We start from the raw sequence: 23338 nt of genomic DNA on the forward strand, positions 1-23338 counted from the left end.
TCGGGTTGTTTCGTCGGCGTTACCCAGCGATTACCGGCTCGAGGAGCTTTCCGAACGGCGGCCCGGAACGTCCGGAATGCCCATCAGAACGGGCACCTTGCGCGGTCCGGAGTCGTCGAAGGCGACCGTCGGGTCGGGTACGTCGGGGGCGTTGACGAACGACACGAACCGCGACAGCTTCTCGGGGTCTTCGAGTACGCCCGCCCACTCGTCGCGGTAGCCGGCGACGTGCCGCGTCATCGCCGCCTCGAGGTCCTCGGCGATGCCGAGGCTGTCGTCGCACACCACGGACTTCAGGTGGTCCAGACCGCCCTCGAGCGATTCGATCCACGGCGCGGTGCGCTGCAGACGGTCGGCCGTGCGCACGTAGAACATGAGGTAGCGGTCGATGTACCGGACGAGAGTGTCGTCGTCGAGACCACCGGCGAGCAGTTGCGCATGCTTGGGCGACTGTCCGCCGTTGCCGCCGACGTACAGGTTCCAGCCGCTCTCGGTGGCGATGACGCCGACGTCCTTGCCGCGGGCCTCCGCGCACTCGCGCGCACACCCCGACACCCCGAACTTGATCTTGTGCGGCGACCGCAGGCCCCGGTAGCGGTTCTCGAGCCGCACCGCCATGCCGACCGAGTCCTGGACGCCGTAGCGGCACCACGTGGATCCGACGCAGCTCTTGACGGTGCGCAGCGACTTGCCGTAGGCCTGGCCGGACTCCATCCCGACGTCGACCAGGCGCCGCCAGATCTCGGGCAGCTGTTCGACCCGCGCGCCGAACAGGTCGATCCGCTGACCGCCGGTCACCTTGAGGTACAGCCCGAAGTCGCGGGCGATCTCACCGATCGTGATGAGCTGCTCGGGCGTGCACTCGCCGCCCGGCATCCGCGGCACCACCGAGTACGTGCCGTTACGCTGGATGTTCGCCAGGAAGTGGTCGTTGGTGTCCTGCAGCGACGCCTGCTCGCCGTCGAGGACGTGGTCGGACGACGTCGACGCGAGAATCGACGCGACGACCGGCTTGCAGATGTCGCAGCCGGAACCGCTGCCGTACTGCGCGATCAGGCCCGAGAACGTCCGGGTGCCGGTGGCGCGGACGATCTCGAACAGCTCGGCCCGCGACTGGGTGAAGTGCTCGCACAGCGCCTTCGACAGCTCCACCCCGGACGACGCCAGCAGCGACTTCACGGTCGGTAGGCAGCCGCCGCACGTGGTGCCCGCGCTGGTGCACGCCTTGACCGCCGCGATGTCGCAGGCGCCGTCCGCGATCGCTGCGCAGATCTCCCCCTTGGTGACCGCGTTGCACGAGCACACCTGCGCGTCGTTGGGGAGCGATCCCGCACCGGGCTTCTCACCGGCCGGCGAGATGAGCGCGGCGGGATCGCCCGGAAGTTCGCGGCCCACGAGCGGACGCAGCGACCCGTACGCCGTCGCGTCGCCGACGAGGATCCCGCCCAACAGGGTCTTGGCATCGTCCGAGACGACCAGCTTGGCGTAGGTGCCCTTGGCGCCGTCGCTCAGCACCACCTCGAGGGCGCCCGGCGTGGTGGCGTGCACGTCGCCGAAGCTCGCGACGTCCACGCCGAGCAGTTTGAGCTTGGTGGACAGGTCGGCGCCGGGGAAGACCGCGTCCCCGCCGAGGAGCCGGTCCGCGACCACCTCGGCCGTCGAGTAGCCCGGCGCGACCAAGCCGTAGCAGCGGCCCTCGACGGCGGCGCACTCCCCGATCGCGAAGACCGCGGGGTCGGACGTGACGCAACCGCTGTCGGTGACGATGCCGCCGCGCTCGGCGATGTCCAGGCCGGCATCGCGGGCCAGCCGATCCTGCGGCCGGACACCGGCCGAGAACACCAGCAGCGCCGCGTCGATCACCGAGCCGTCCGCCAGTTCGACCCGTACGCCGGCGGGTCCGTCGCCGATGGACGCGATCCCGGTGCCGGTGTGGACCGTGAGCCCCAGGTCGGTCACCAGCCGCGACAGCACCGCACCGCCGCCCTCGTCGACCTGCAACGGCATGAGACGGGTGTTGTGCTCCACCACGTGCGGCACCAACCCCAGCCGGCGCAACGCGTTGGCCGCCTCGAGCCCCAACAGCCCGCCGCCGACCACGACACCGGCCGCACCGGGAGCGACCGCCTCGACACGGGCCCGGATGCCGTCCAGGTCCGACGGGGTGCGGTAGACGAAACACAGGTCGTGCTCGTGTCCGGGCACCGACGGGACGAACGGGTACGAGCCGGTCGCGAGGACGAGCGCGTCGTAGTCGAGGACGTCGCCCGCCGAGGTGGTGACTTTGCGCGCGGCGCGGTCGATCGACTCGGCCCGAACCCCGACGCGTAGGTCGACAGCGGTGTCGCCGTCGAAGTCGTTGCCCGCCAGGGCGAGTTCTTTCACGTCCCACGTGCCGACGTACGACGACAGCGCGACCCGGTCGTACGCGGGTACCTCCTCCTCACACAGCACCGTCACCGACCAGGTATCGGCGTCGTCGCGGGTCCGCAGCGCCTCGACGAAGCGGTGTCCCACCATGCCGTGTCCGATCACGATCGCGGTCCGCTTGCTCATGCCGCGCCTTCCTTCCGTGTTGCCGTCGTCATGGAGTCACCGAAACAGGCTGTGCCAAAGAACTATTCGCGGTGGAGGTGCGGCGCACGAACACGAACCACGTGGCGATCGCGCACACCACGTAGAAGCCGAGGAACACCCAGAACGCCATGGTCGCCGACTTGGCGGGGCTGCTGTACGACGCCCGCAGCACCAGGTTGATCCCCACGCCGCCCAGGCCGCCGATCGCACCGGCGAACCCGATGAGCGCGCCGGCCATGTTGCGCGACCATGCCGCTCGTCCTGCCGCGTCCAGGCCGTCGAGGGAGCTGGACCGGCGCTCGAAGATCGACGGGATCATCTTGTAGACCGACCCGTTGCCGATGCCCGAGAGCACGAACAGCGCCACGAAGCCGATCACCAGCGCGGTCAGCGTGATTCCGGTGGCCGCTCCGGGGGTGGCGTCGTCGGCGCTGCCGGCGCTGCCGAGGATCGCCGCGGCGAGCACCATGGCCGCGAACGTCCACAGGGTGATCCGTCCACCACCGAGCCGGTCGGCGAGCCTGCCGCCGAGCGGACGCGCGATCGACCCGAGCAGCGGCCCGAGGAACGCGATCTGCGCGGCGTGCAGCGCGGCCTGCGCCGGGGTGTCGCCGCCGGCCAGGAAGTTGATCTGCAGGACCTGCCCGAACGCGAAGCTGAAACCGATGAACGAACCGAACGTGCCGATATAGAGGAAGCTGACGATCCACGACTCCGGCACCCGCAGCGCCTCCCCCATCGACCGCAGGTCGGCCTTCTGATTGCCGAGGTTGTCCATGAACAACGCGGCACCGACCGCGGCGACCGCGATGAGCACGAGGTAGACCGCACACACCAGATACGGGGCGGTGTTGCCGACGGTCGCGATCACGAGCAGACCGACCAACTGGATGACCGGGACGCCGATGTTGCCGCCGCCCGCGTTCAGTCCGAGCGCCCAGCCCTTGAGCCGCTGCGGATAGAAGGCGTTGATGTTGGCCATCGACGACGCGAAGTTGCCACCGCCGACACCCGCGGTCGCCGCCACCAGCAGGAACGTCGTGTACGACGTGCCGGGATGCATCACGAACCACAGCGTCAGCAGTGTCGGGACCAGCAGCACGAGCGCGCTGAAGACGGTCCAGTTACGGCCACCGAACCGCGCGGTCGCGACCGTGTACGGGATGCGGAGGACCGATCCGACGAGGGTCGGCACCGCTACGAGGAAGAACTTGCCGGCCGTGTCGATGCCGAACACGTCGGTCGGCATGAACAGCACCATCACCGACCAGATCGACCAGACCGAGAAGCCGACGTGCTCGGCGATCACCGACCACACGAGATTCCGGCGAGCGATCGCCTTGCCGCCGGCCTCCCAGGCCTCGACGTCTTCGGCATCCCAATGCTCGATGTAGTGCCCTTGCACCACCGGCGCCGAAACGGCGCGGGTCGCGGGGCCCTGTGCGGGCCGATCGGAGAGAGTGGTCACCTGGGCCTCCTACCTGTGTGGGAAACCCCAAGGTAGGAGGCCGGTGTTGCGTCGGTGCTGCCCCCGATGACCCGCCCGTCAACACTCGCTCACCCACGAATCTCCGCGCGGTGAGGAAGGAAGAACCCCAGGTCAGGAGGTCTTGGCGCCCCAGCTGTCCTCGAGCATCCGCGGCTTGCACGCCGCCCAGGCGGAGATGAGGACGACGACGACCGCGACGCCGAGCAGGGCGAACGGGGCGCCCCAGCCGCCGGTCGTCTCGTGCAGCACACCGAACAGCAGCGGGCCGAGGCACGCGACGGTGTAGCCGACGCCCTGGGTGAACCCGGACAGTGCCGCCGAACCCACGTGCGTGCGGGTGCGCAGGTTGATCAGCGTCAGCGACATCGGGAAGGTGCTGGGCCCCAGACCGACCGTGACGACCCACAGGATCGGCACCGACATGGGCGCGACGAGCAGACCGATGAAGCCGATCGTGTAGCAGACAGCGCAGCCGACGACGATCGGGAACGGGTTGCGCATCCGCGCGCACACGCTCGGTGCGCCGAAGGCGGCGATCAACCCCATGAACGAGAACAGCGCGACCATGCTGCCGCCGAACGACTCGCTCGCCCCGGCCTCGGTGAGGATCTTCGGGATCCACGTGAACATCGAGTACGTGATGAGCGACGTCATGCCGAACATGCCGGCCATGCCCCAGCCCACCGGCGACCGCCACGGCCGCCCGGGCGCGTGCGACTCGACACCCGTCTGCGCGACCGCATCTTTGCCCGACTTGCTGCCGCGGGCGAGCAGCATCAGCCACGGCGCGGCGGCGGCGAAGCCGAGCAACGACCACACACCCAACGAGATCCGCCAGTCGAACGCGTCCGCGAGCGGCACGGCCACGGTCGCCGGGAGGATCGTGCCGATCTGCACGGCCGTGATGTAGATCGAACTCATCAGCGCCAACCGGTCACCGAAGTAGCGCTTCACCAGCGGCGGGATGACCACGTTGCCGATGCCCATGCCGCCGAGCGCGAGCGCCGACAGCGCCAGCAGCGCCCACGTGTCGCCGACCATCGCGCGGGTGAGCATGCCGACGCCCGCCATCAGCATTGCGAGCAGCGCGGTCCACTCGAGCCCGAGACGCCGCGCGATGACGGGCGTGAGGAGACCGAACACCGCGAACATCGCGGTGGGCACCATGCCGAACACGCCGACGACCGTGGACGAGAAGCCGAGGTCGTCGCTGATCTGCGACGCGAGCGGGGTGAACGACGTGACGGCGAGGCGCAGCGTCAGCGCCGACATCACGATGGCCGCGAATACGAGTACCCGACCGGCGATCAGGGGCTGCGGCCCACTCGGGATCGTGGCCGTGGACGCGGTCGCGGTCATGTACTACCTCGTTCCGTCGGAAGTCGAATGTCGGGTGAGGCGCCGCCTACGGCTGCGCGCTCGACCGACAAATCATAGGATGACCGGATGACAGAGGCAAAGCATTAAAGTTCGCACAACCCATCTACCCACCAGGAGCGCCGTGCAACCCGTTCGCCGCAGCACCCTGATCGCCCAGGTCACCGATCAGCTTCGCGACGAGATCCGGTCCGGGCGGTGGCCGGTCGGATCACGCATCCCCACCGAGCCCGAACTCGCCGAACTCACCGGCACCGGACGCAACACCGTTCGCGAAGCGGTGCAGGCGCTGGTCCATTCGGGACTGCTCCAACGCCGACAGGGATCCGGGACGTTCGTGCTCGCGGACTCCGAGGTGAGCGGCACCCTGGGCAAGTACTTCGCCGGGGCGCACGAACGCGACGTCGTCGAGTTGCGACAGTCGCTCGACGTCACCGCCGCCGGACTGGCCGCGCAGCGCCGCGACGCCGACGACATCCGCGAGCTGACCGCCCTGCTCGACGCCAGGATGGCGGCGTGGGAAACCGCGGAACTGCGCGAGGCCATCGCGGCCGACATCGCCCTGCACCGCGGCATCGTCGCCGCCAGCCACAACCAGGTGTACCTGGAGTTCTACGACTCGCTGCTCCCGGTCATCGAGGCGACCGTCTTCAAACACGCGTCCGCGACGGGCGCCGGATTCCACGACGAGCACCGCGCCCTCGTGCAGGCCATCATCGACGGCGACAGCGACCGCGCGCTCGGCGCCGCACGGTGCTTCTTCAACGAGCTACTCGCCGGCTATGCGGACCGGGAACGGGACGCGGGCTAGAGGATCAACCGCACCAACTCGGCGGTCCGGACGAGTCCGGGCAGCGCCTCGGGGGTGGAGCGCGGGTGCAGCGCATGTACCGCGAGCCGGAACAGCAGAGCCCGCAGGAGCATCTGCGGCCACTCCGGCAGGTCCTCCCAGCGTCCGATCAGACCCTCGTCGGCGCCGCCCCACGACAGAGCGTCGACGACGATCACACCGGCCGCCCACGCCGCGGGCCGCCAGTAGGGCGTGATGTCGGTGACGCCGGGCGCGGTGCTCCCCGAGAACAGGACCGTGCCGAACAGGTCGCCGTGGACCAACTGATCGGGTGACCGCACCGGCTTGCGCAGCGTCGCCAGCTGACCGACGAGTTCGACACTGCGCGCGCCGTCCTCGGGCAGGTCCTCGAGCGCCCCGGCCGCTCGTGCCGTCCGCAGCGGGACCGTCTCCCACGCCGCGCGGTCGGCGGCGACGAAGACGTCGACATCGGCCCACGGCTCGACCGGCGGTTGCGCCAGGAAGCGGGGCCGCTCGAGCTGCGCGGTCGCCGCGTGCAGGCGCAGCGACAACGACACCACCTCGTCGTGCCGCGGCTCGGGGGTGCCCTCGAGGAAGGTGTCCGCGCGCCAGCCCGACACGACGTAGCGACCGTCGGTGGCCCGCACCGGACGAGCCAGGCGGACCGCGTCCACGGCGAGCGTCTCGCGCACCTTCGCGGACCAGGCGGCGCGGGCGTGATCGGCAACCGGGGTCAGCACGACGTCGCCGAGGCGCCAGCCGCCCTCCCAGTCCGCCCCCAGCGCAACCGGTTCGATCTCGCGGAGACCGAAGGTCGAACAGACGTGCTGGGGCGGTTGTGCAGAGCTCACGGCCGTCAGGCTACCGCCGTCGGGCGCTCGGATCGGTGAGGCGCTCCGTAGGGCACGCTCAGTAGACGGGAAGTGACGGATCGACCTGGTGTGCCCAGGCGATGACGCCGCCCTGCAGGTGCACCGCGTCGGCGAATCCGGCCTTGCGGACCGCCGCCAGCGCCTCCGCCGAGCGGATGCCGGTCTTGCAGTGCAGCACGAGGCGCTTGTCCTGGGGCAGTTCCGCGAGGGCCTCCCCCGACAGGATCCGGTCCTTGGGGACGAGTGTCGCGCCGGGCAGGTGCACGATGTCCCACTCCACCGGCTCCCGGACGTCGATGATCGCGATGTCGGCGCCCGCGTCGATCAGCTCGCGCAGCTCGCGCGGTGTGATCGTGGCGTCCTGTCCGGTGTCGGCCACCGGCTCGACACCGCAGAAGGCCTCGTAGTCGACCAACTCGGTGACGGGCACCCGGTCGGGATCGCGGCTGAGCGCCACGGTCCGGTAGTTCATGGCCAGCGCGTCGTAGATCATCAGCCGGCCCAGCAGCGATTCTCCGATGCCGGTGATCAGCTTGATCGCCTCGGTCGCCATGATCGAGCCGACGGACGCGCACAGCACGCCGAGGACGCCGCCCTCCGCGCACGACGGCACCGTCCCCGGCGGCGGCGCCTCGGGATACAGATCGCGCAGTGTGATGCCACGACCGTCGGGGGCGTCCTCCCAGAACAGCGACACCTGGCCCTGGAACCGGTAGATCGACCCCCACACGTACGGCCGGTGCGCCAGCACCGCGGCGTCGTTCACCAGGTACCGGGTGGCGAAGTTGTCGGCGCCGTCGAGGATCAGGTCGTACTGCTCGAACAGCGCGACGGCGTTGGACGCGTCCAGCCGGAACTCGTGCAGTCGCACGTCGACGTTCGGGTTGATCTCCCGGATCGACTCCCGTGCGCTCTGCGCCTTGGACCGTCCGATGTCGGCCGTTCCGTGGATCACCTGACGCTGCAGGTTCGACTCGTCGACCACGTCGAAGTCGACGATGCCGATCGTGCCGACCCCGGCCGCCGCCAAGTACATCAACGTCGGCGACCCCAGGCCGCCGGCGCCGATCACGAGCACGCGGGCGCTCTTCAGGCGTCGCTGCCCGACCGTCCCGACGTCGGGAATGATCAGGTGACGGCTGTAGCGCGCCACCTCGTCACGGCTCAGTTCGGCCGTCGGCTCCACCAAGGGTGGAAGCGGACTCTTCGCGGACAACACACGCTCCTGACATCGACCGGTCAACGCTCGCGTCAAGCCTATGCCGTCCCGAATCGCACCTCGAGATCGCTCAGGTCGGGCACCACGACGTCGGCCCCCGCGGCCCGCAGCGCGTCCGCGTGATGGGTCCGGTTCACGCCCACGACCACCCCGAACGCGCCCCGCCGGCCGGCCTCGACGCCCGCCAGCGCGTCCTCGAGGACGACACATCGGGGCGCCGGCAGGCCCAGCCGCCGGGCGCCCTCCAGGTACGTGTCCGGCTCGGGCTTGCCGGCGAGCGACAACCGGTCGACGTCGATGCCGTCCACCCGGGCGTCGAACAGGTCGGTGAGCCCCGCCGCGTCGAGCACCCGCAGCGCGTTGCGGCTCGCGGTCACCAGGGCGACCGAGACGTGCCCGGCACGGAGGCGACGGATGAGCGCCACGGTGCCCGGGAACACCTCGACACCGTGCTCGTCGACTTCGTGGAGGAACAGCCCGTCCTTGCGGGCGGCGAGCCCGCACACGGTGTGGGCGGTCGGCGGATCCGACGGGTCGCCGTGCGGAATGTCGATCGAACGCGACGCCAGGAACGACGCCACCCCGTCGACGCGGGGCCGGCCGTCGACGTAGGTCAGATAGTCGTCGGACGTGAACGGCGCCTCGCCCTTCCCGCGTTCGGCGAGGAACCCGTCGAACAGTCGGGCCCAGGCCCGGGCGTGCACGCGGGCGGTGTCGGTGACGACGCCGTCCATGTCGAACAGGAAGCCGGAACACGCGACGTCACCGATGTGGGCGACGGCGGCGCTCGCGGCGGTCACGGTCTGTTCCTTCTCAGCCGCGCGGGTACGGCCACGGATTGAACCGGCACACCTTGCCGTCCATCGGGACGACGCCCTCCGGGTCGAGCTTGGCGATGTCGTTGTTCGCGGTGCCGAACGTCTGCTGCATCATCACCGGGGCCAGTCCCCCGTCCGTCTCGCACGGCTGGTGCTCGCGGTAGCCGATCGCGTGGCCGACCTCGTGATTGATCTGGTACTGCCGGTACGAACCGATGTCGCCCTGGAATGCGATCGCACCGCGCACCCATCGCGGCTCGTTGAGGACGACCCGGTCGATGCCGGGGTTGTAGCAGGACACCTCGAGCTGGATGTCGTAACCGCACGCCTCGCGGATGGTCATCTGCGACGTCAGCGAGATCCGGAAGTTGGGGCCGCTGCCGTTCGCGACGACGGGATCGCTCTGGTCGATGCGCCGGAACGCGAATCGGGGGTCCTTCGTCCATCCCTTGGGGTTGGCGAGCGTCTGGTCCACCATCCGGCCGAAGGACTCGTCGCCGCCGAACCCGGCAGTGTCGACCCCGTCCTCCACCTCGACGGTGTAGGTGAGCACACCGTCGGTGCCCTGACCGACCTGCCCGGTCACGCCGGGGACGACATGCCACGTCCCCGCACCCTTCTCGGTGAACGGCCCACCATCGGGGAGCACGCCCGTCGGGACGCTGTCTGCGAAGTTCCCGTCCGCGAGTGGCGGCACGCCGACGATGTCCGTGCCGTCGGAGTGACTGAGTTCACCGAAGCCCGGGTCCTTCGGACCGCTCGATTCGGCGTCGCTGATGCCGCGGATCGCATCCACCAGCACCAGCACCGTCACGATCAACAGCACCGGGATCGCGTACGCACGCCAGCCGTACATCGAGACGAACTTGCCGACGCGGCTCTGCTTCTTCACCCCCCGATCGGGACGCGGCGCGCGGGAACGACCACTGTTCCTGCGGGTGGGATCCCACAGCGCCCGCAGCGGCTCGTGCGGGTCGGGTACCCGACCCGGATCGAAACCACTGCTCCGGGCCTCTTGCAGGTCGTCGTCGGACATCTCGGGAACTGTGCCCCCCAGGCGCGGTCCTCCTCGGTCACTCACCCCGCCAGACTCTCATAGTCCGCGCCCGCCTTCACCCGCCCTGCCGGAATCTGCCCGCTCGAGATCGCGCACGGGTGCTCGGGGTGGGAAGCTGGAATACTCGCTATCAGCGGCATGTCCAGCCACATGTCCAGCGACGCGTCCTCGACCGGGGACGAGCCAGTTCAACGAATACGATCGAGAACCCCCCGGGTATCGTGCAAATGATTTATCTTGCCCCGAGGTGTTCGCGAGACGTCGGACACCGAACGAAGCGGGGCTCTTGTGCAGATTGGGAGCGACATGACTGAACTCGCGGATCGGACAACCTCCGATCGCGCCGCCACGACCGCAAACGGTCAGGGCACTCGCCGCAGCACCCGGCTACCCCGGGACGCGCGGCGCCTTCAGTTGCTCGCGGCAGCCAGCGAGGTCTTCGTCAGCCGCGGCTACCACGCCGCCGGCATGGACGAGATCGCCGAGTGTGCCGGGGTGAGCAAGCCGGTGCTCTACCAGCACTTCCCCGGCAAGCTCGAACTGTACGTGGCGGTGCTGCAGAGCTACGTCGACAGCCTCATCTCGGGGGTGCGTCAGGCGCTGCGATCCACCACCGACAACAGGCAGCGTGTCCGGGCCGCCGTGCAGGCGTTCTTCGATTTCGTCGACAACGATACCCAGGGCTTCCGCCTCGTGTTCGAGTCCGACCTGATGGGTGAGCCGCAGGTGGCGCGTCGCGTCGAGCAGGCCACCGAGGCGTGCGTGGACGCGGTCTTCGACCTGGTGGCCCACGACTCCGGTCTCGACCCGTACCGCGCCCGCATCCTGGCCGTCGGTCTCGTCGGCACCAGCCAGTTCACGGCCCGGTACTGGCTCGAGGCCGCGCGCCCGATCCCCAAGGAAGAGGCCGTCGACACGACGGTCGCGCTCGCGTGGGGCGGCCTGTCGCATGTGCCGCTGCACGCCGAGTCCAAGTAGGTCCGAACATACGAAAGGGCGCGCAGTCCCGGGAAGTCCCGGACTGCGCGCCCTTTCGGCGTCTCGGCTCTAGCTCGTGAAACCGACCTTGCGGCTGTCCGACGGGCCGAGCTCCACGTAGGTGATCCGGCTGGCCTGGACGAGGAACTTGCGCCCCTTGTCGTCGACGAGCGAGAGAACACCGTCCGCCTTGCCGCTGAGCGCGTTCGTCACGAGCGTCTCCACCTCGTCGGGCGACTGTGCGCTGTTGACGACGAGCTCACGCGGGCTGTCAGTAACACCGATCTTGACCTCCACGGCCAACCTCCGAACTCTCCGAGCGCTTTCAGCTGTCTCGGCCAGGTTAGTGCAGCATCCGGCCCGTCAGCCCGTCCGACCGCTGTGCTGAGAGCGAACAGCGGGGCCGGTGTCAGACCAGCCCGAGCACCGCCATGCGCTCGGCGTGCTTGGCCTGCATGTTGTCGAACAGCGCGGCGACACCGTTGAGGCTGCCGGTCGCGGTCATCACCAGGTCGGTGAGTTCCTCGCGCTGGGCCAGCACGAACTGCGCCTGCGTGATGGCCTCACCGAGCAGGCGGCGCCCCCACAGCATCAGGCGGTCCTTCTCCTGCTTGCTCGCGGTCACGGCGGCGCGCACTTCCTGGACGACGAACTCGGAGTGGCCGACCTCGGCGAGCACCTCGCGGACGGTGCCGCCGACAACGGGGTCCAGCGAGTGTGCGATCTCGCGGTAGAAGTCGGCGGCGATGCCGTCACCGACGTAGGCCTTGACGAGGGATTCGAGCCACGTCGACGGATCGGTGGACGCGTGGTAGGCGTCGAGCGCCCGCACGAACGGATCCATGGCGGAGTAGATCTCCACGCCACGGTCGGTGAGCGCCTCCTGCAGCGTCTCGAAGTGCGACATCTCGGCCGCCGCCATGCTCGCGAACGCGACGCGTCCCTGCAGCGTGGGGGCCATTTGGGCGTCCTCCGCCAACCGGTAGAACGCGGAGATCTCGCCGTAGGCGAGAACCGCGAACAGTTCTGCCACGCCGGGGTGATCGGCGGCGATGGTCGGCACGGACGACGTTGGCGAATCGGCTCCCATGAGGTCACAGCCTAATCCGTGCGGCGGGGCCGCCCCGGACCACCGCACACAGCGAGAATCGTGATCTGCGCCATGGGTGCAGGTTTGGAACCATTCGACCGTTACAATTGCGACGGGAGACCGTAGTTTCAGACGCGGTTCACGATTTCCGATCGGACTCACCGAACTGGAATTCGGAGACGATTCGAGCAATTCGGACGCGAGACCGATACGGAATCCCGAAGATAATGTGCGCGCACCTGATCGACGGCGCCCACCGTAGCTCGCCGAGACCGACACCGGTTTCCGTGCTGATGCAGTGGCCGAGAAGGCCCGGTGGCACCGACGCAAGAGGGCATCGACATCGGCCGACTTACGGCCTGGCCCCTTACCTCGTGCGTGCGTGCCGATACGAGGAAGGCCAGTTCCCTGAGCAAGATCACGATCGACCACGAAGACAGCAACCACGCTGCAACCGAAACCACCCTGTCCGCCCAGTTGGACGACACACACAGCGCTCCCACCTTTGCCGCACTCGGCGTCCGCGACGAGATCGTCAAGGCACTCGGCGAGATCGGCATCGAGCGCACCTTCGCCATCCAGGAGTTGACGCTTCCGCTGGCACTCGCCGGCGACGACCTCATCGGTCAGGCGCGCACCGGCATGGGCAAGACCTTCGGCTTCGGCATTCCGCTCCTCCACCGCGTGTCCACCGCGGACTCCGGTACCGCTCCCCTCGACGGCACGCCTCGCGCACTGGTGATCGTGCCGACCCGTGAGCTGTGCATCCAGGTGACCCAGGACCTCGAGAACGCCTCGAAGTACCTGAAGTCCGGCAAGAAGAAGCTCGAAGTGCTGTCCATCTACGGCGGCCGCCCCTACGAGCAGCAGATCGACGCGCTGCGCAAGGGCGTCGACGTCATCGTCGGCACCCCGGGCCGCCTGCTGGACCTCGCCAACCAGGGTCACCTGATCCTCGGCAAGGTCGGCGTCCTGGTCCTCGACGAGGCCGACGAGATGCTCGACCTCGGCTTCCTGCCCGACATCGAGCGCATCCTCGGCATGGTCCCGGACAAGCGCCAGACGATGCTCTTCTCGGCCACCATGCCGGGCCCGATCATCACGCTCGCGCGCACGTTCCTGACCCAGCCGACGCACATCCGCGCCGAGGAGCCGGACTCGTCCGCCGTCCACGAGCGCACCACGCAGCACATCTACCGCGCACACGCACTGGACAAGGCCGAGATGGTCGCCCGCGTCCTGCAGGCCGACGGCCGCGGCGCGACGATGATCTTCACCCGCACCAAGCGCACCGCGCAGAAGGTCGCCGACGATCTGAACGAGCGCGGCTTCAAGGTCGGCGCCGTGCACGGCGACCTCGGCCAGATCGCCCGCGAGAAGGCGCTCAAGGCGTTCCGCAACGGCAGCGTCGACGTCCTCGTCGCGACCGACGTCGCGGCCCGCGGCATCGACATCGACGACGTCACGCACGTCATCAACTACCAGTGCCCCGAGGACGAGAAGACCTACGTGCACCGCATCGGCCGCACCGGTCGCGCCGGTCGCACCGGCACCGCGATCACCCTGGTGGACTGGGACGACGTCCCGCGCTGGCAGCTGATCGACAAGGCCCTCGAACTCGGTGCCGCGGACCCGGTCGAGACGTACTCGAGCTCGCCGCACCTGTACGAGGACCTGGGCATCCCGACCGACGCCAAGGGCACGATCCGCAAGCCGCGTGCCGAGCGTCCGGCGAAGGACGCCGACGCGTCGTCCGAGACCCGCGAGAAGTCCGCGCCGAAGCGTGATCGGGTCCGCCGCCGCACCCGCGCCGGCAAGGCGACCGACGACACGACCGTCGCAGCCGAGAAGCCGGAAGCCACCGACGCCGCGCCCGCCACGGGCCCGGCGTCCGAGGACCAGCCGGCCGCACCGCGTCGCCGGCGCCGTCGCCGCCGCTCCGGCGCGAACACCGCCGCCTCGGCCGACGCCGAGACGGTGAGCGTCGCGGCCGCGTCCGAGTAGCACCGAGCCGGTCCGGGTAATCTGCCACCTGTGCTGGCACCCGAGCGTCGTACCCGCCTGGACGTCGCGGTCGCCGCGGTCATCGCGATCGTCGTCGCGGTGGCCGTGACCGCGATCTGGACCCGCAGCGACGCTCGGGGCACCACCTCGGTGACCGCGAACACGCCCGCACCCGAAGCGGGTACCGCGCTGTCGGTGCCCGAGACCCTCACCGAGATCTGGCACGCCGACAGTCCTGTCACGGCCGCACCCGTCGTCGCCGGCGGGGCGGTCGCAACGGCGGACGGCGGCACCGTCACCGGCCGCGACCGGCTCACCGGTGCCGAGTTGTGGCGCTATCAACGGGACATGCCGCTGTGCGGGGCCATCGGCGCGTGGAACACGGTGGTCGCCGTCTACCGCGACCAGCGTGGCTGCAGCCAGGTCACCCAGCTCGACGGCGCGACCGGTGAGCGCAAGGCGCAGCGCTCGAGCGACGCCGATGACGCGGTGACGCTGTCGTACGACGGCACGTACGTGGTCTCCCGTGGGTCGGAGCGCATGGAGGTGTGGCGCTCGGACCTGGTGCGCACCCTCGAGTTCGGACGGGTGGACGCCCCCGTCAATCCCGGCAAGCAGCCGCGTACCGGGTGCGAGCTGTCGTCCGCGGCCGCCGGTGGCACCCGGATCTCGGTGCTGATGCGCTGCCCCGGCGAGGCGGGCGACCGGCTCAGCGTGCTCGACGCCGTGCCCAAGGACAATCAGGAACCGAAGGAGACCGGGTCGAATCTCGTCGGTGCCGCCGACGCCCCCGGCACCCGGCTCATCGCGGCGTCCGGCGACCGCACCGCGCTGTATCTGCCCGCCAGTCCCCTCGGCGGCGCGCGGATCGCCGTCTACGACGGCACCGGTGGCGAGGTCGCCTCGTACCCGGTGGCCGGACCGGTCAGCGCCGACGCCACCGCCGCCCGTAACGGTGGGGTGTTCACGTGGTGGACCGGCACCGAACTGATTGCACTGTCCACGAGTGAGCTTGCACCCCGCTGGACGATGTCCGGGGCGTCGGGACCGGGCGCGATCATGGCGGGATCGCTGCTCGTGCCGGTGCCCGGTGGCATCGCCGTCGTCGATCCGACCAACGGGATGGAGCAGCGCCGGATTCCCGTCGCGCGCGACGACGAGACCGCGCCGATCGCGACCACGGTCCTCGGCGACGTCGTGCTCGAGCAGCGCGGCGACCAGGTGTTCGCCCTCCGCTGACCCGGAAAGTGGGCGAAACGCCCGACCTCCCCGCCGCGACGTGGTCGAATGCGACCCATGGCCAACATCGTCGTCACCGGTGCCGCGTCCGGAATCGGAGCCGCCACCGCCGATCTGCTCCGCCGCTCCGGCAACTACGTCGTCGGCGTCGACCTGACGGGCACCGAGATCATCGCAGACCTGTCCACCCCCGAGGGTCGCAAGCAGGCGGCCGCCGCGGCGATCGATGCGACCGGCGGCAGCCTCGACGCCGCGATCTGCTGCGCCGGCGTGGGCCCGCTGTCGTCGCACACCGGTGGAAAACTGGTGTCGGTCAACTACTTCGGAGTCGTCGACTTCCTCGAGGAACTCCGCCCCACCCTGGCCCGCGCCGAACGCGCCTACGCGGTTGCGATCTCGTCGAGCAGCACCAGCACCCAGCCCGGGATTCCCGAGAGCCTGGTGACCGCCTGCCTGGACGGCCCCGAGGAGACCGCGGCGGCGCTAGGCGACGAGGTGGGTCCGATCCCCGCTTACCCGGCGTCGAAACTCGCGCTCGCGCGGTGGGTGCGGCGACAGGCCGTCACTCCCGGGTGGATCGGCGCCGGTATCCGACTCAACGCCGTCGCGCCCGGCATCGTCGACACCCCGATGACGTCGGGCCCTGACCTGGACCCGGAACTGGCCAAGGCCCTCGACTTCTACCCGGTGCCGCTGGGGCGCCGCGGCCGACCGGAAGAGATCGCCGCGCTCATCCAGTTCCTCACCAGTGACGCCGCGTCGCTGCTGTGCGGCAGCGTCGTGTTCGCCGACGGCGGCACCGACGCCCTTCTGCGGCAGGCCGATTGGCCCAAGGTATGGGAGCCGACACACGAGGATCTCGCTCGCCATTTCACGGGCTGACGCGGATCACGGTTCTACGCTGGACTGGATACCGTCACCGACCGAACGAGGTTGCGTCATGGGCTCCAGCGATTCGTCCCCCACCGCGGCGTGGCTCGCCGACTTCTACCGCGACCTGCACGCGCATCCCGAGCTGTCGTTCGACGAGACGCGCACCGCCGGCCGGATCGCGGAGAGACTCGTCGAACTCGGAATCGACGCGACCGCGGGCGTGGGACGGACCGGTGTCGTCGGCATGATCCGCAACGGGGACGGCCCCACCGTCCTGCTGCGGGCCGACATGGACGCCCTGCCGGTCGAGGAACAGACCGGGCTGCCGTACGCGAGCACCGTCCGCGCCACCGGACCCGGCGGTGAGGAGGTCCCGGTCGCGCACGCGTGCGGGCACGACATGCACGTGACGTGCCTGCTCGGCGCACTGGAAGTACTGATGCGCGACAAGGATTCGTGGCAGGGCACGGTGATGGCGGTGTTCCAGCCCGCCGAGGAGGTGGGCTCGGGTGCCCGGGCGATGATCGACGACGGGCTGTTCGAGCGGTTCGGCACGCCCGACGTGGTCCTCGGCCAGCACGTCGGACCGCTGCCGGCCGGAATGCTCGCGGCGCATCCGGGGGTCGCGCTGGCGGGTGCCGACTCGCTGCGGGTGCGCCTGCACGGCACCGGGTCGCACGGATCGATGCCGGAGCGGTCCGTCGACCCCGTGGTCATGGCGGCGGCGACGGTGATGCGACTGCAGACCGTGGTGTCACGGACCGTCGCGGCGACCGACACCGTCGTGCTGACCGTCGGATCGATCCGGGCCGGCACCAAGGCCAACGTCATCCCCGACCACGCCGAACTGCAACTCAACGTGCGTACGTACGCACCGGACGTGCGCACGCGCGTGCTCGACAGCATCTCGCGCATCGTCGAGGCCGAGGCGCAGGCGTCCGACGCCCCACGCAAGCCCGAGATCTCCCCGATCGATTCGTTCCCGGTGACGGTCAACGACGACGCCGCGGTGGCCCGAACGGTAGCCGCACTACGGAAACGGTTCGGTGACACCAACGTGGTCGACCCGGGCCCGGCACCCGCGAGCGAGGACGTCGGCGACTTCGCGACCGCATCCGGGGCGCCGCTGTGCTTCTGGTTCTTCGGCGGCGCCGACCCGGACGTCTTCACGAGAGCTGCGGCGTCCGGCACCGCACCGGACCTGCCACCGAACCACTCCCCGCGCTACGCGCCGGTGATCGAGCCGACGATCACGACGGGTGTCGCGGCGCTGGTGACCGCGGCCCGCGAGTGGCTGAACTGACCCGCCTCGGGCTCAGGCCGTTCCCTCCCACGGCGAGTAGGTGACCAATTCGGCACCTCCACTCCAGTAGGACGAAAGATGGTGCGCCAGTTCACGGTACGCTTCGGCGCCCTTGTTCTTGCGGCCCGCGAGCACGGTGGCGCCCGACGCCGACGCCTCGGCGAACCGGACGGTCCGCGGGATCGGCGGCGCGAGGACCGGGAGGTCGTAGCGATCCGAGACGTCGGACAGCACGTCGCGGCTGTGCGTCGTCCGCGGGTCGTAGAGCGTCGGGAGCGCGCCCAGCAGCACGAGGTCCGGGTTGGTGATCTGCTGCACCTCGGACACCGTGCGGAGCAACTGCCCCACCCCGCGGTGCGCCAACGTCTCGCACTGCAGCGGCACCAGCACCTGCTGCGCCGCGGTCAGCCCGTTGAGGGTGAGCACCCCCAACGACGGCGGACAGTCGATGACGACGACGTCGAAGTCGTCGAGCAGCGGCGCGAGCGCACGCTTGAGCGTGAACTCCCGCCCCGGGCGCATCAGCAGCAGTGCCTCCGAGCCCGCGAGGTCGATCGTCGCGGGCAGCAATGTCACGCCCTCGTCGGTGCGGATCAGCACGTCCGTCGCCGGAACATCCCCCACCAGGACGTCGTGCACAGACGTCTCGATCCGATCGGGGTTGTGCCCCAACGAGAATGTCAGACATCCCTGGGGGTCGAGGTCCACCACCAGCACCTGCTGGCCCAGGCCCACGAGCGCCGCCCCCAGCGAAGCGACCGTCGTGGTCTTGGCCACCCCACCCTTTTGATTCGCTACAGCCAGTACCGTCGTCACGGCCTAGATCCTTGCGTACTCGAGGCCGGAGCGCGAGGATTCCGTCGCGCCCGGCATGATGAATCCATGACCTCACCCGACCGCCGGCTCGTCCTGCTCCGTCACGGGGAGACCGAGTGGGCGCGTCTCGGTCGGCACACCGGTACCACCGAGGTTCCGCTCACCGAGCGCGGAACCGAGCAGGCCCGCGCCGCCGGGCCGCTGCTGGCCGCGCTCGACCTACGCGACCCGCTGGTGGTGACCAGTCCACGTCGACGTGCACATGTCACCGCGGCACTCGCCGGGCTGAGCGACGATCACCGGTGGGACGCGCTGTCGGAGTGGGACTACGGCGAACTCGAGGGACTGACCACACCCGAGATCCGCGAACGGATTCCGCACTGGACGGTGTGGACCCACCCGTGCCCGGGCGGCGAGACCCACGACATGGTCACCTCTCGCGCCGACATGGTGGTGCACACGTGCGAGGCCGCGCTCGCGGACCGCGACGTCGTGCTGGTCGGCCACGGCCACTTCTTCCGCGCCGTGATCGCCCGCTGGATCGAGCAACCGGTGTCCGAGGGCCGCCGTGTCCTGCTCTCCCCCGCCGCCCATACGGTCCTGAGCTACGAGCACGGGTTCCGCACGATCGTCACCCACAACGTGACCCCGAAGGTAGGTACCGAGTGAACACCCTGTCCGAGAAGAACGCGATCATCCGCCGCGCGACGCCCGCCGACGCCGCCGCGATCACCGGCCTGATCTACGAACTCGCCGAGTACGAGAAGGCGCGGCACGAGTGCACGGTGGTGCCCGAGCAGATCGAGGCCGCCCTGTTCGGCCCGGAGCCTGCGGTCTTCGCGCACGTCGTCGAGGTCACCACGCCGGACGATCCGAGCCCGCACGTCGTCGGGACGGCGATCTGGTTCCGCAACTTCTCGACGTGGGACGGCGTCCACGGCATCTATCTCGAGGATCTGTACGTGACACCCGATCATCGCGGCGCGGGCTACGGCACGGCACTGTTGGCGACGCTCGCCGAGGAGTGCGTCACGAAGGGGTACACGCGTCTGGCCTGGTCGGTGCTGAACTGGAACACACCGTCGATCGGCTTCTACGAATCGCTCGACGCGGTCGCGCAGGACGAGTGGACGACCTATCGGCTCAGTGGGGACCCGCTAGCGGCCCTCGCCACCCGCGCGCGGTAACCGGTTCCGGCGTTCATTCCTCGTCGGGGGCGTCGGGGGCACCGTAGGCCTCGGCCATCCAGCGAGATGTACTGCCCGCGAACAACATCACCAGCGCGGCAATCACCACCGCACCGAGCACGACGCCCCAGACCCACCGATGCGACGTGAGCACGTACCACGTGACGGGGAGCAGGAGCAGCTGCGCCATGAGCGCGATCGTGCGGCCCCACCGCTGTCCGAGAATGAGACCGATGCCTGCGGCCAGCACTGCGCCGCCGAGGATCGCGAACCACAAGGCGGTGCCGTAGCCGCTGGTCACGCTCTGGTCGTAGCCGAGTAGACCCCGCACCACCAGGAAGATCGCGAAGCCTACGGCAACCGCCCCCTCGAGAGACACGAGTGCGCCGGCTCGCCGGACCGTGCTGGGAGTCGGGGCGGGTACAGGCTGGTTCGACACGCAGCCAGCCTATACACCGGCGGGACCCGGCTAGGCTGATGCCCCGTGCGCGCGCTGCTGATCGTCAACCCCAACGCCACCTCGACCACACCGTCGGGTCGTGACCTTCTCGCACACGCCTTGTCGAGCCGGGTGCGGTTGACCGTGGCGCACACCACCCACCGCGGACACGCCGCGGAACTGGCCGCGCAAGCACGGGTCGACAGCGTCGCGCTGATCATCGTCCACGGCGGCGACGGCACCGTGAACGAGGTGATCAACGGACTACTCGGCGAGCCGCACCCGAAGTCGATGCGATCCGTTCCGGCCGGACCGATCCCACTGGTCGCGGTCGTGCCCGGCGGCTCGGCGAACGTGTTCGCGCGATCGCTGGGCATCGCCCCCGATCCCGTGGATGCCACGAATCAGCTGATCGACCTGCTGGCGCTGCGCCGCAGCCGGACGATCGGGCTCGGCCACTGCGACAACCGCTGGTTCACCTTCAATGCCGGAATGGGCCTCGACGCGCAGGTGTGCGAGGCGGTCGACCGCGGTCGCAGCAATGGCCAGGCTGTCACGCCCGGACGCTACGTCCGGCACGCCGTCCGCGCCTTCTTCCGCGCCAAGCGGGAGGAGCCGACGCTGACGATCGAACTCCCCGATCAGGAAGCCATCGACGGCGTGCACTACGCGTTCGTGTCGAACTCGACCCCGTGGACGTATCTGAACAGGCGTGAGGTGCACACGAATCCGGCCACGAGCTTCGACACCGGGCTCGGTCTCTTCGCGATGCGGACGATGCGCGTCTTTGCCAGCTTGCGCGTCGTTCGTCAACTACTTACGGCCGGATTATCGCCGAAATCACATTCATTGATTCGTTTCGACGACGTTCGGCAAATCCGTATCCACGCCAGTGCACCTATCGGACTTCAAATGGACGGCGACTATATAGGCCTCCGAACCGATGTGACATTCACCGCCGTTCCCGACGCACTCACGGTTGTCGCGCCGGCGGCACACTGAGCGCACACCCCTCGCGTCCGCCCGGTCTCACTGAATCGAACGTCCGGTTGGGACCGCCCGAGCGATCGTTCGACAACGAACGGTGACCAATTTGCCCAGATGGGGTGCACAAACCCCCAGGTGGGTGTAGAAAGGACGACGGGCCACATAGGGCAACCTAACCGAGTGAGCTTCCCCACGGTGCGGTCGATTTCTATTGACTTCCCCCTGGTTCGTGAAAGCATTCACAAGTAACAGTGCTGAAACTTCCAAGTAAGCACCCATGAACTTGCGAATACATAACGGTGCACGGCGCACCCAGTTAAGGAGTAGAAGAATGGACTGGCGCCACAAGGCAATCTGCCGCGACGAGGACCCCGAACTGTTCTTCCCCGTGGGAAACAGCGGCCCGGCTCTCGCGCAGATCGCTGATGCCAAGGTGGTGTGCAACCGGTGCCCCGTGACCGCGGAGTGCCTGTCGTGGGCTCTCGAGTCCGGTCAGGACGCCGGCGTCTGGGGCGGCATGAGCGAGGACGAGCGTCGCGCCCTCAAGCGCCGCAACGCCCGCACCCGCGCGCGCACCGCAGTCTGATCCTTCAGTTCAGGACGAAGGCCCGGCACCTCACGGTGCCGGGCCTTCGTCGTTTCACGAACCGGTCGCGGGCTCGTCGCGGGCCGTGATCAGGGCCGCGGCGCGCGCCGACCGAGCGGGACCCGCAGAACCGCGTCGGTGCCCCCGTCCGGAGACGGGTGCAGGCCCAGCGATCCCCCCAGTTCCGCGTCGACGAGCGTGCGGACGATCTGCAGCCCCAAACGGTCGGACTTCTCGAGACTGAAGCCGTCGGGCAGGCCGCGGCCGTCGTCGTGGATGACGACATCGAGCCAGCGGGCCGACCGATCCGCTCGCAGGTACACGGTGCCGGACCGGCCCGGGTCGAAAGCGTGCTCGATCGCGTTCTGCACCAATTCGGTGAGCACCATGACCAGCGGAGTCGCCCGTTCGGCCGAGAACACCCCGAGTGTGCCCTCGCGCTTGATCTTGATGGGCATGTTGACCGCCGCGACGTCGGCGAGGATCGGGACGAGGCGATCGACCACCTCGTCGAGGTCGACCTCTTCGTCCACCGACATCGACAACGTCTCGTGGACCAGTGCGATGGACGTGACGCGGCGGACCGACTCGCTGAGCGCCTGACGCGCTTCCTCGTTGTCGGTGCGGCGGGCCTGCAGGCGCAGCAGCGCCGCGACCGTCTGAAGATTGTTCTTGACCCGGTGGTGGATCTCGCGGATCGTCGCGTCCTTGCTCAGCAGGGCGCGGTCGCGCCGCTTGACCTCGGTGACGTCGCGGATGACGACGGCGGCGCCGACGACCTTGCCGTGGGGCTTGAGCACCAGCGCCCGAAGCAGCACGATCGCACCGCGGGCCTCCACCTCCATGCGGTGCCCCAGCCGTCCCGCCAGGGTGCCGCTGATGTAGTCGGCGACTTCCTTCGACTCGAACGGATCGGTGATGAGCGCCCGGGTGGTGGATGCGAGATCCTGTCCGACCAGGTCGGTGTTCAGGCCCATCCGGTGGTACGCCGACAGCGCATTGGGACTCGCGTACACCACCCGGCCCTCGGGGTCGAGACGAATGAAGCCGTCCCCGGCCCGTGGGCTGGAATTGGTGTCCGAACGGGAGTCCGGGTTGGGAAACGTTCCCTCGCTGATCATTTGGCACAGGTCGGCCGCGCAGTCGAGGTATGCGAGCTCGAGCGGGCTCTGGGCCCGCTGCTGCGCCAGGTTGGTATCGCGGCTCAGGACCGCGATCACCTCACCGTCGCACCGCACGGGGACGGCCTCTCGGCGCAGCGGCGTCCCCCCTCGCCACGCATGATCGACCTCGGTCACGATCTCGCCTTCGAGGAGTGCCCTGAGGACCTGCGGATGCTCCGATTCGGAGACCACCGAGCCGACCGCATCGTCGGGGAACGCCGTGGATGCCGTCGTGGGGCGGCACTGGGCGACACATACGACGGTGAGCGGCTCGGAGCCGGCGGTGCTCTCGGTCGCCACCCACAGCAGGACGTCGGCGAAGGACAGGTCCGCGAGCAGCTGCCATTCACCGACCACCTGCTGTAGGTGATCGACCGCGTTTCCGGGGAGGTCGGTGTGCTCGGCGAGCAGGTCGCTCAGTGTCGACATGTGCCAGGCTCCGAATCGCTCTTG

The 23338-nt window shown here is 69.3% G+C and carries 22 protein-coding genes; 10 read left to right on the forward strand and 12 right to left on the reverse strand.

Annotated elements, in window-relative coordinates; genetic code table 11:
* Window positions 1–30 precede the first annotated feature (30 nt).
* The 3 genes from nirB to ACQ5DX_RS15815 form a co-directional block, all read right to left on the reverse strand.
* Window positions 31–2556: a nitrite reductase large subunit NirB gene (gene nirB, locus ACQ5DX_RS15805; protein ID WP_430333491.1), complete on the reverse strand. Its 2526-nt coding sequence runs from the start codon at window positions 2554–2556 to the stop codon at window positions 31–33.
* A 28-nt stretch (window positions 2557–2584) separates the two neighbouring features.
* The gene (locus tag ACQ5DX_RS15810; protein WP_430335697.1) at window positions 2585–3982 is read right to left on the reverse strand and encodes a nitrate/nitrite transporter; all 1398 of its coding nucleotides are present in this window, start codon (window positions 3980–3982) and stop codon (window positions 2585–2587) included.
* A 195-nt stretch (window positions 3983–4177) separates the two neighbouring features.
* Complete coding sequence (locus ACQ5DX_RS15815; protein ID WP_430333492.1) at window positions 4178–5425, reverse strand: CynX/NimT family MFS transporter; 1248 nt, start codon at window positions 5423–5425, stop codon at window positions 4178–4180.
* A gap of 142 nt (window positions 5426–5567) precedes the next feature.
* Between ACQ5DX_RS15815 and ACQ5DX_RS15820 the strand changes: the two genes are divergently transcribed.
* Window positions 5568–6254 carry a FadR/GntR family transcriptional regulator gene (locus ACQ5DX_RS15820; RefSeq protein ID WP_430333493.1) on the forward strand — a complete coding sequence of 229 codons (687 nt, stop codon included), beginning with the start codon at window positions 5568–5570 and terminating at the stop codon, window positions 6252–6254.
* Here the strand turns inward: ACQ5DX_RS15820 and ACQ5DX_RS15825 are convergent.
* Genes ACQ5DX_RS15825 through ACQ5DX_RS15840 form a run of 4 tightly spaced genes read right to left on the reverse strand, consistent with a single transcriptional unit; the run spans window position 6251 to window position 10199 of the window.
* Complete coding sequence (locus ACQ5DX_RS15825; protein WP_430333494.1) at window positions 6251–7105, reverse strand: TIGR02569 family protein; 855 nt, start codon at window positions 7103–7105, stop codon at window positions 6251–6253. The two genes, ACQ5DX_RS15820 and ACQ5DX_RS15825, sit on opposite strands and share 4 nt — an antisense overlap.
* A gap of 58 nt (window positions 7106–7163) precedes the next feature.
* A complete protein-coding gene (gene moeZ / locus ACQ5DX_RS15830) occupies window positions 7164–8342 on the reverse strand; it encodes an adenylyltransferase/sulfurtransferase MoeZ (protein WP_430333495.1) in 1179 nt (392 codons plus the stop codon).
* A 41-nt stretch (window positions 8343–8383) separates the two neighbouring features.
* Window positions 8384–9145: an HAD family hydrolase gene (locus ACQ5DX_RS15835; protein WP_430333496.1), complete on the reverse strand. Its 762-nt coding sequence runs from the start codon at window positions 9143–9145 to the stop codon at window positions 8384–8386.
* A gap of 13 nt (window positions 9146–9158) precedes the next feature.
* On the reverse strand, window positions 9159–10199 hold the full coding sequence (locus tag ACQ5DX_RS15840; RefSeq protein ID WP_430333497.1) for a DUF3152 domain-containing protein: 1041 nt from the start codon (window positions 10197–10199) through the stop codon (window positions 9159–9161).
* Window positions 10200–10526: 327 nt separating this feature from the next.
* On the opposite strand from ACQ5DX_RS15840, the gene ACQ5DX_RS15845 reads away from it, so the two are divergent.
* Window positions 10527–11198, forward strand: coding sequence for a TetR/AcrR family transcriptional regulator (locus tag ACQ5DX_RS15845; RefSeq protein WP_430333498.1), 672 nt, complete (start codon window positions 10527–10529; stop codon window positions 11196–11198).
* Between the two features lie 69 nt (window positions 11199–11267).
* On the opposite strand, the gene ACQ5DX_RS15850 is transcribed toward ACQ5DX_RS15845, so the two are convergent.
* A complete protein-coding gene (locus ACQ5DX_RS15850) occupies window positions 11268–11495 on the reverse strand; it encodes a DUF3107 domain-containing protein (RefSeq protein ID WP_430333499.1) in 228 nt (75 codons plus the stop codon).
* Between the two features lie 112 nt (window positions 11496–11607).
* Window positions 11608–12288, reverse strand: coding sequence for a ferritin-like fold-containing protein (locus ACQ5DX_RS15855; protein ID WP_430333500.1), 681 nt, complete (start codon window positions 12286–12288; stop codon window positions 11608–11610).
* Window positions 12289–12666: 378 nt separating this feature from the next.
* On the opposite strand from ACQ5DX_RS15855, the gene ACQ5DX_RS15860 reads away from it, so the two are divergent.
* Genes ACQ5DX_RS15860 through ACQ5DX_RS15875 form a run of 4 tightly spaced genes read left to right on the forward strand, consistent with a single transcriptional unit; the run spans window position 12667 to window position 17707 of the window.
* Window positions 12667–14292 carry a DEAD/DEAH box helicase gene (locus ACQ5DX_RS15860; protein WP_430335698.1) on the forward strand — a complete coding sequence of 542 codons (1626 nt, stop codon included), beginning with the start codon at window positions 12667–12669 and terminating at the stop codon, window positions 14290–14292.
* 30 nt (window positions 14293–14322) lie between these two features.
* The gene (locus ACQ5DX_RS15865) at window positions 14323–15531 is read left to right on the forward strand and encodes an Rv3212 family protein (protein ID WP_430333501.1); all 1209 of its coding nucleotides are present in this window, start codon (window positions 14323–14325) and stop codon (window positions 15529–15531) included.
* A gap of 57 nt (window positions 15532–15588) precedes the next feature.
* A complete protein-coding gene (locus ACQ5DX_RS15870) occupies window positions 15589–16413 on the forward strand; it encodes an SDR family oxidoreductase (RefSeq protein WP_430333502.1) in 825 nt (274 codons plus the stop codon).
* Between the two features lie 58 nt (window positions 16414–16471).
* The gene (locus tag ACQ5DX_RS15875; protein ID WP_430333503.1) at window positions 16472–17707 is read left to right on the forward strand and encodes an amidohydrolase; all 1236 of its coding nucleotides are present in this window, start codon (window positions 16472–16474) and stop codon (window positions 17705–17707) included.
* Window positions 17708–17719: 12 nt separating this feature from the next.
* Here ACQ5DX_RS15875 and ACQ5DX_RS15880 read toward each other — a convergent pair whose 3' ends face one another.
* The gene (locus tag ACQ5DX_RS15880) at window positions 17720–18523 is read right to left on the reverse strand and encodes a ParA family protein (RefSeq protein ID WP_430333504.1); all 804 of its coding nucleotides are present in this window, start codon (window positions 18521–18523) and stop codon (window positions 17720–17722) included.
* 66 nt (window positions 18524–18589) lie between these two features.
* Here ACQ5DX_RS15880 and ACQ5DX_RS15885 point away from each other — a divergent pair, with 66 nt between their 5' ends.
* Entirely contained in the window at window positions 18590–19192 is a 603-nt protein-coding gene (locus tag ACQ5DX_RS15885; RefSeq protein ID WP_430333505.1) for an acid phosphatase, read from the forward strand.
* Between the two features lie 23 nt (window positions 19193–19215).
* The gene (locus ACQ5DX_RS15890) at window positions 19216–19710 is read left to right on the forward strand and encodes an N-acetyltransferase family protein (protein WP_430335699.1); all 495 of its coding nucleotides are present in this window, start codon (window positions 19216–19218) and stop codon (window positions 19708–19710) included.
* 13 nt (window positions 19711–19723) lie between these two features.
* Here the strand turns inward: ACQ5DX_RS15890 and ACQ5DX_RS15895 are convergent, their stop codons facing one another.
* Window positions 19724–20149, reverse strand: a complete 426-nt coding sequence (locus ACQ5DX_RS15895; RefSeq protein ID WP_430333506.1) for a hypothetical protein — start codon at window positions 20147–20149, stop codon at window positions 19724–19726.
* A 45-nt stretch (window positions 20150–20194) separates the two neighbouring features.
* Here ACQ5DX_RS15895 and ACQ5DX_RS15900 point away from each other — a divergent pair, with 45 nt between their 5' ends.
* On the forward strand, window positions 20195–21151 hold the full coding sequence (locus ACQ5DX_RS15900; protein WP_430333507.1) for a diacylglycerol/lipid kinase family protein: 957 nt from the start codon (window positions 20195–20197) through the stop codon (window positions 21149–21151).
* A gap of 316 nt (window positions 21152–21467) precedes the next feature.
* Window positions 21468–21722, forward strand: a complete 255-nt coding sequence (locus ACQ5DX_RS15905) for a WhiB family transcriptional regulator (protein ID WP_127914467.1) — start codon at window positions 21468–21470, stop codon at window positions 21720–21722.
* A gap of 89 nt (window positions 21723–21811) precedes the next feature.
* Here ACQ5DX_RS15905 and ACQ5DX_RS15910 read toward each other — a convergent pair whose 3' ends face one another.
* Entirely contained in the window at window positions 21812–23314 is a 1503-nt protein-coding gene (locus tag ACQ5DX_RS15910) for a sensor histidine kinase (protein WP_430333508.1), read from the reverse strand.
* Between the last annotated feature and the right edge of the window lie 24 nt (window positions 23315–23338).

The organism is Rhodococcus sp. ACT016, assembly GCF_050477185.1.
Classification (GTDB): domain Bacteria; phylum Actinomycetota; class Actinomycetes; order Mycobacteriales; family Mycobacteriaceae; genus Prescottella.

Excerpts from the sequence above, each read along its gene's own strand:
- nirB (WP_430333491.1), bottom strand. The coding sequence starts at position 2,556 with ATGAGCAAGCGGACCGCGATCGTGATCGGACACGGCATGGTGGGACAC.
- ACQ5DX_RS15815 (WP_430333492.1), bottom strand. The coding sequence starts at position 5,425 with ATGACCGCGACCGCGTCCACGGCCACGATCCCGAGTGGGCCGCAGCCC.
- ACQ5DX_RS15840 (WP_430333497.1), bottom strand. The coding sequence starts at position 10,199 with ATGTCCGACGACGACCTGCAAGAGGCCCGGAGCAGTGGTTTCGATCCG.
- ACQ5DX_RS15845 (WP_430333498.1), top strand. The coding sequence starts at position 10,527 with ATGACTGAACTCGCGGATCGGACAACCTCCGATCGCGCCGCCACGACC.
- ACQ5DX_RS15855 (WP_430333500.1), bottom strand. The coding sequence starts at position 12,288 with ATGGGAGCCGATTCGCCAACGTCGTCCGTGCCGACCATCGCCGCCGAT.
- ACQ5DX_RS15870 (WP_430333502.1), top strand. The coding sequence starts at position 15,589 with ATGGCCAACATCGTCGTCACCGGTGCCGCGTCCGGAATCGGAGCCGCC.
- ACQ5DX_RS15875 (WP_430333503.1), top strand. The coding sequence starts at position 16,472 with ATGGGCTCCAGCGATTCGTCCCCCACCGCGGCGTGGCTCGCCGACTTC.
- ACQ5DX_RS15885 (WP_430333505.1), top strand. The coding sequence starts at position 18,590 with ATGACCTCACCCGACCGCCGGCTCGTCCTGCTCCGTCACGGGGAGACC.
- ACQ5DX_RS15905 (WP_127914467.1), top strand. The coding sequence starts at position 21,468 with ATGGACTGGCGCCACAAGGCAATCTGCCGCGACGAGGACCCCGAACTG.
- ACQ5DX_RS15910 (WP_430333508.1), bottom strand. The coding sequence starts at position 23,314 with ATGTCGACACTGAGCGACCTGCTCGCCGAGCACACCGACCTCCCCGGA.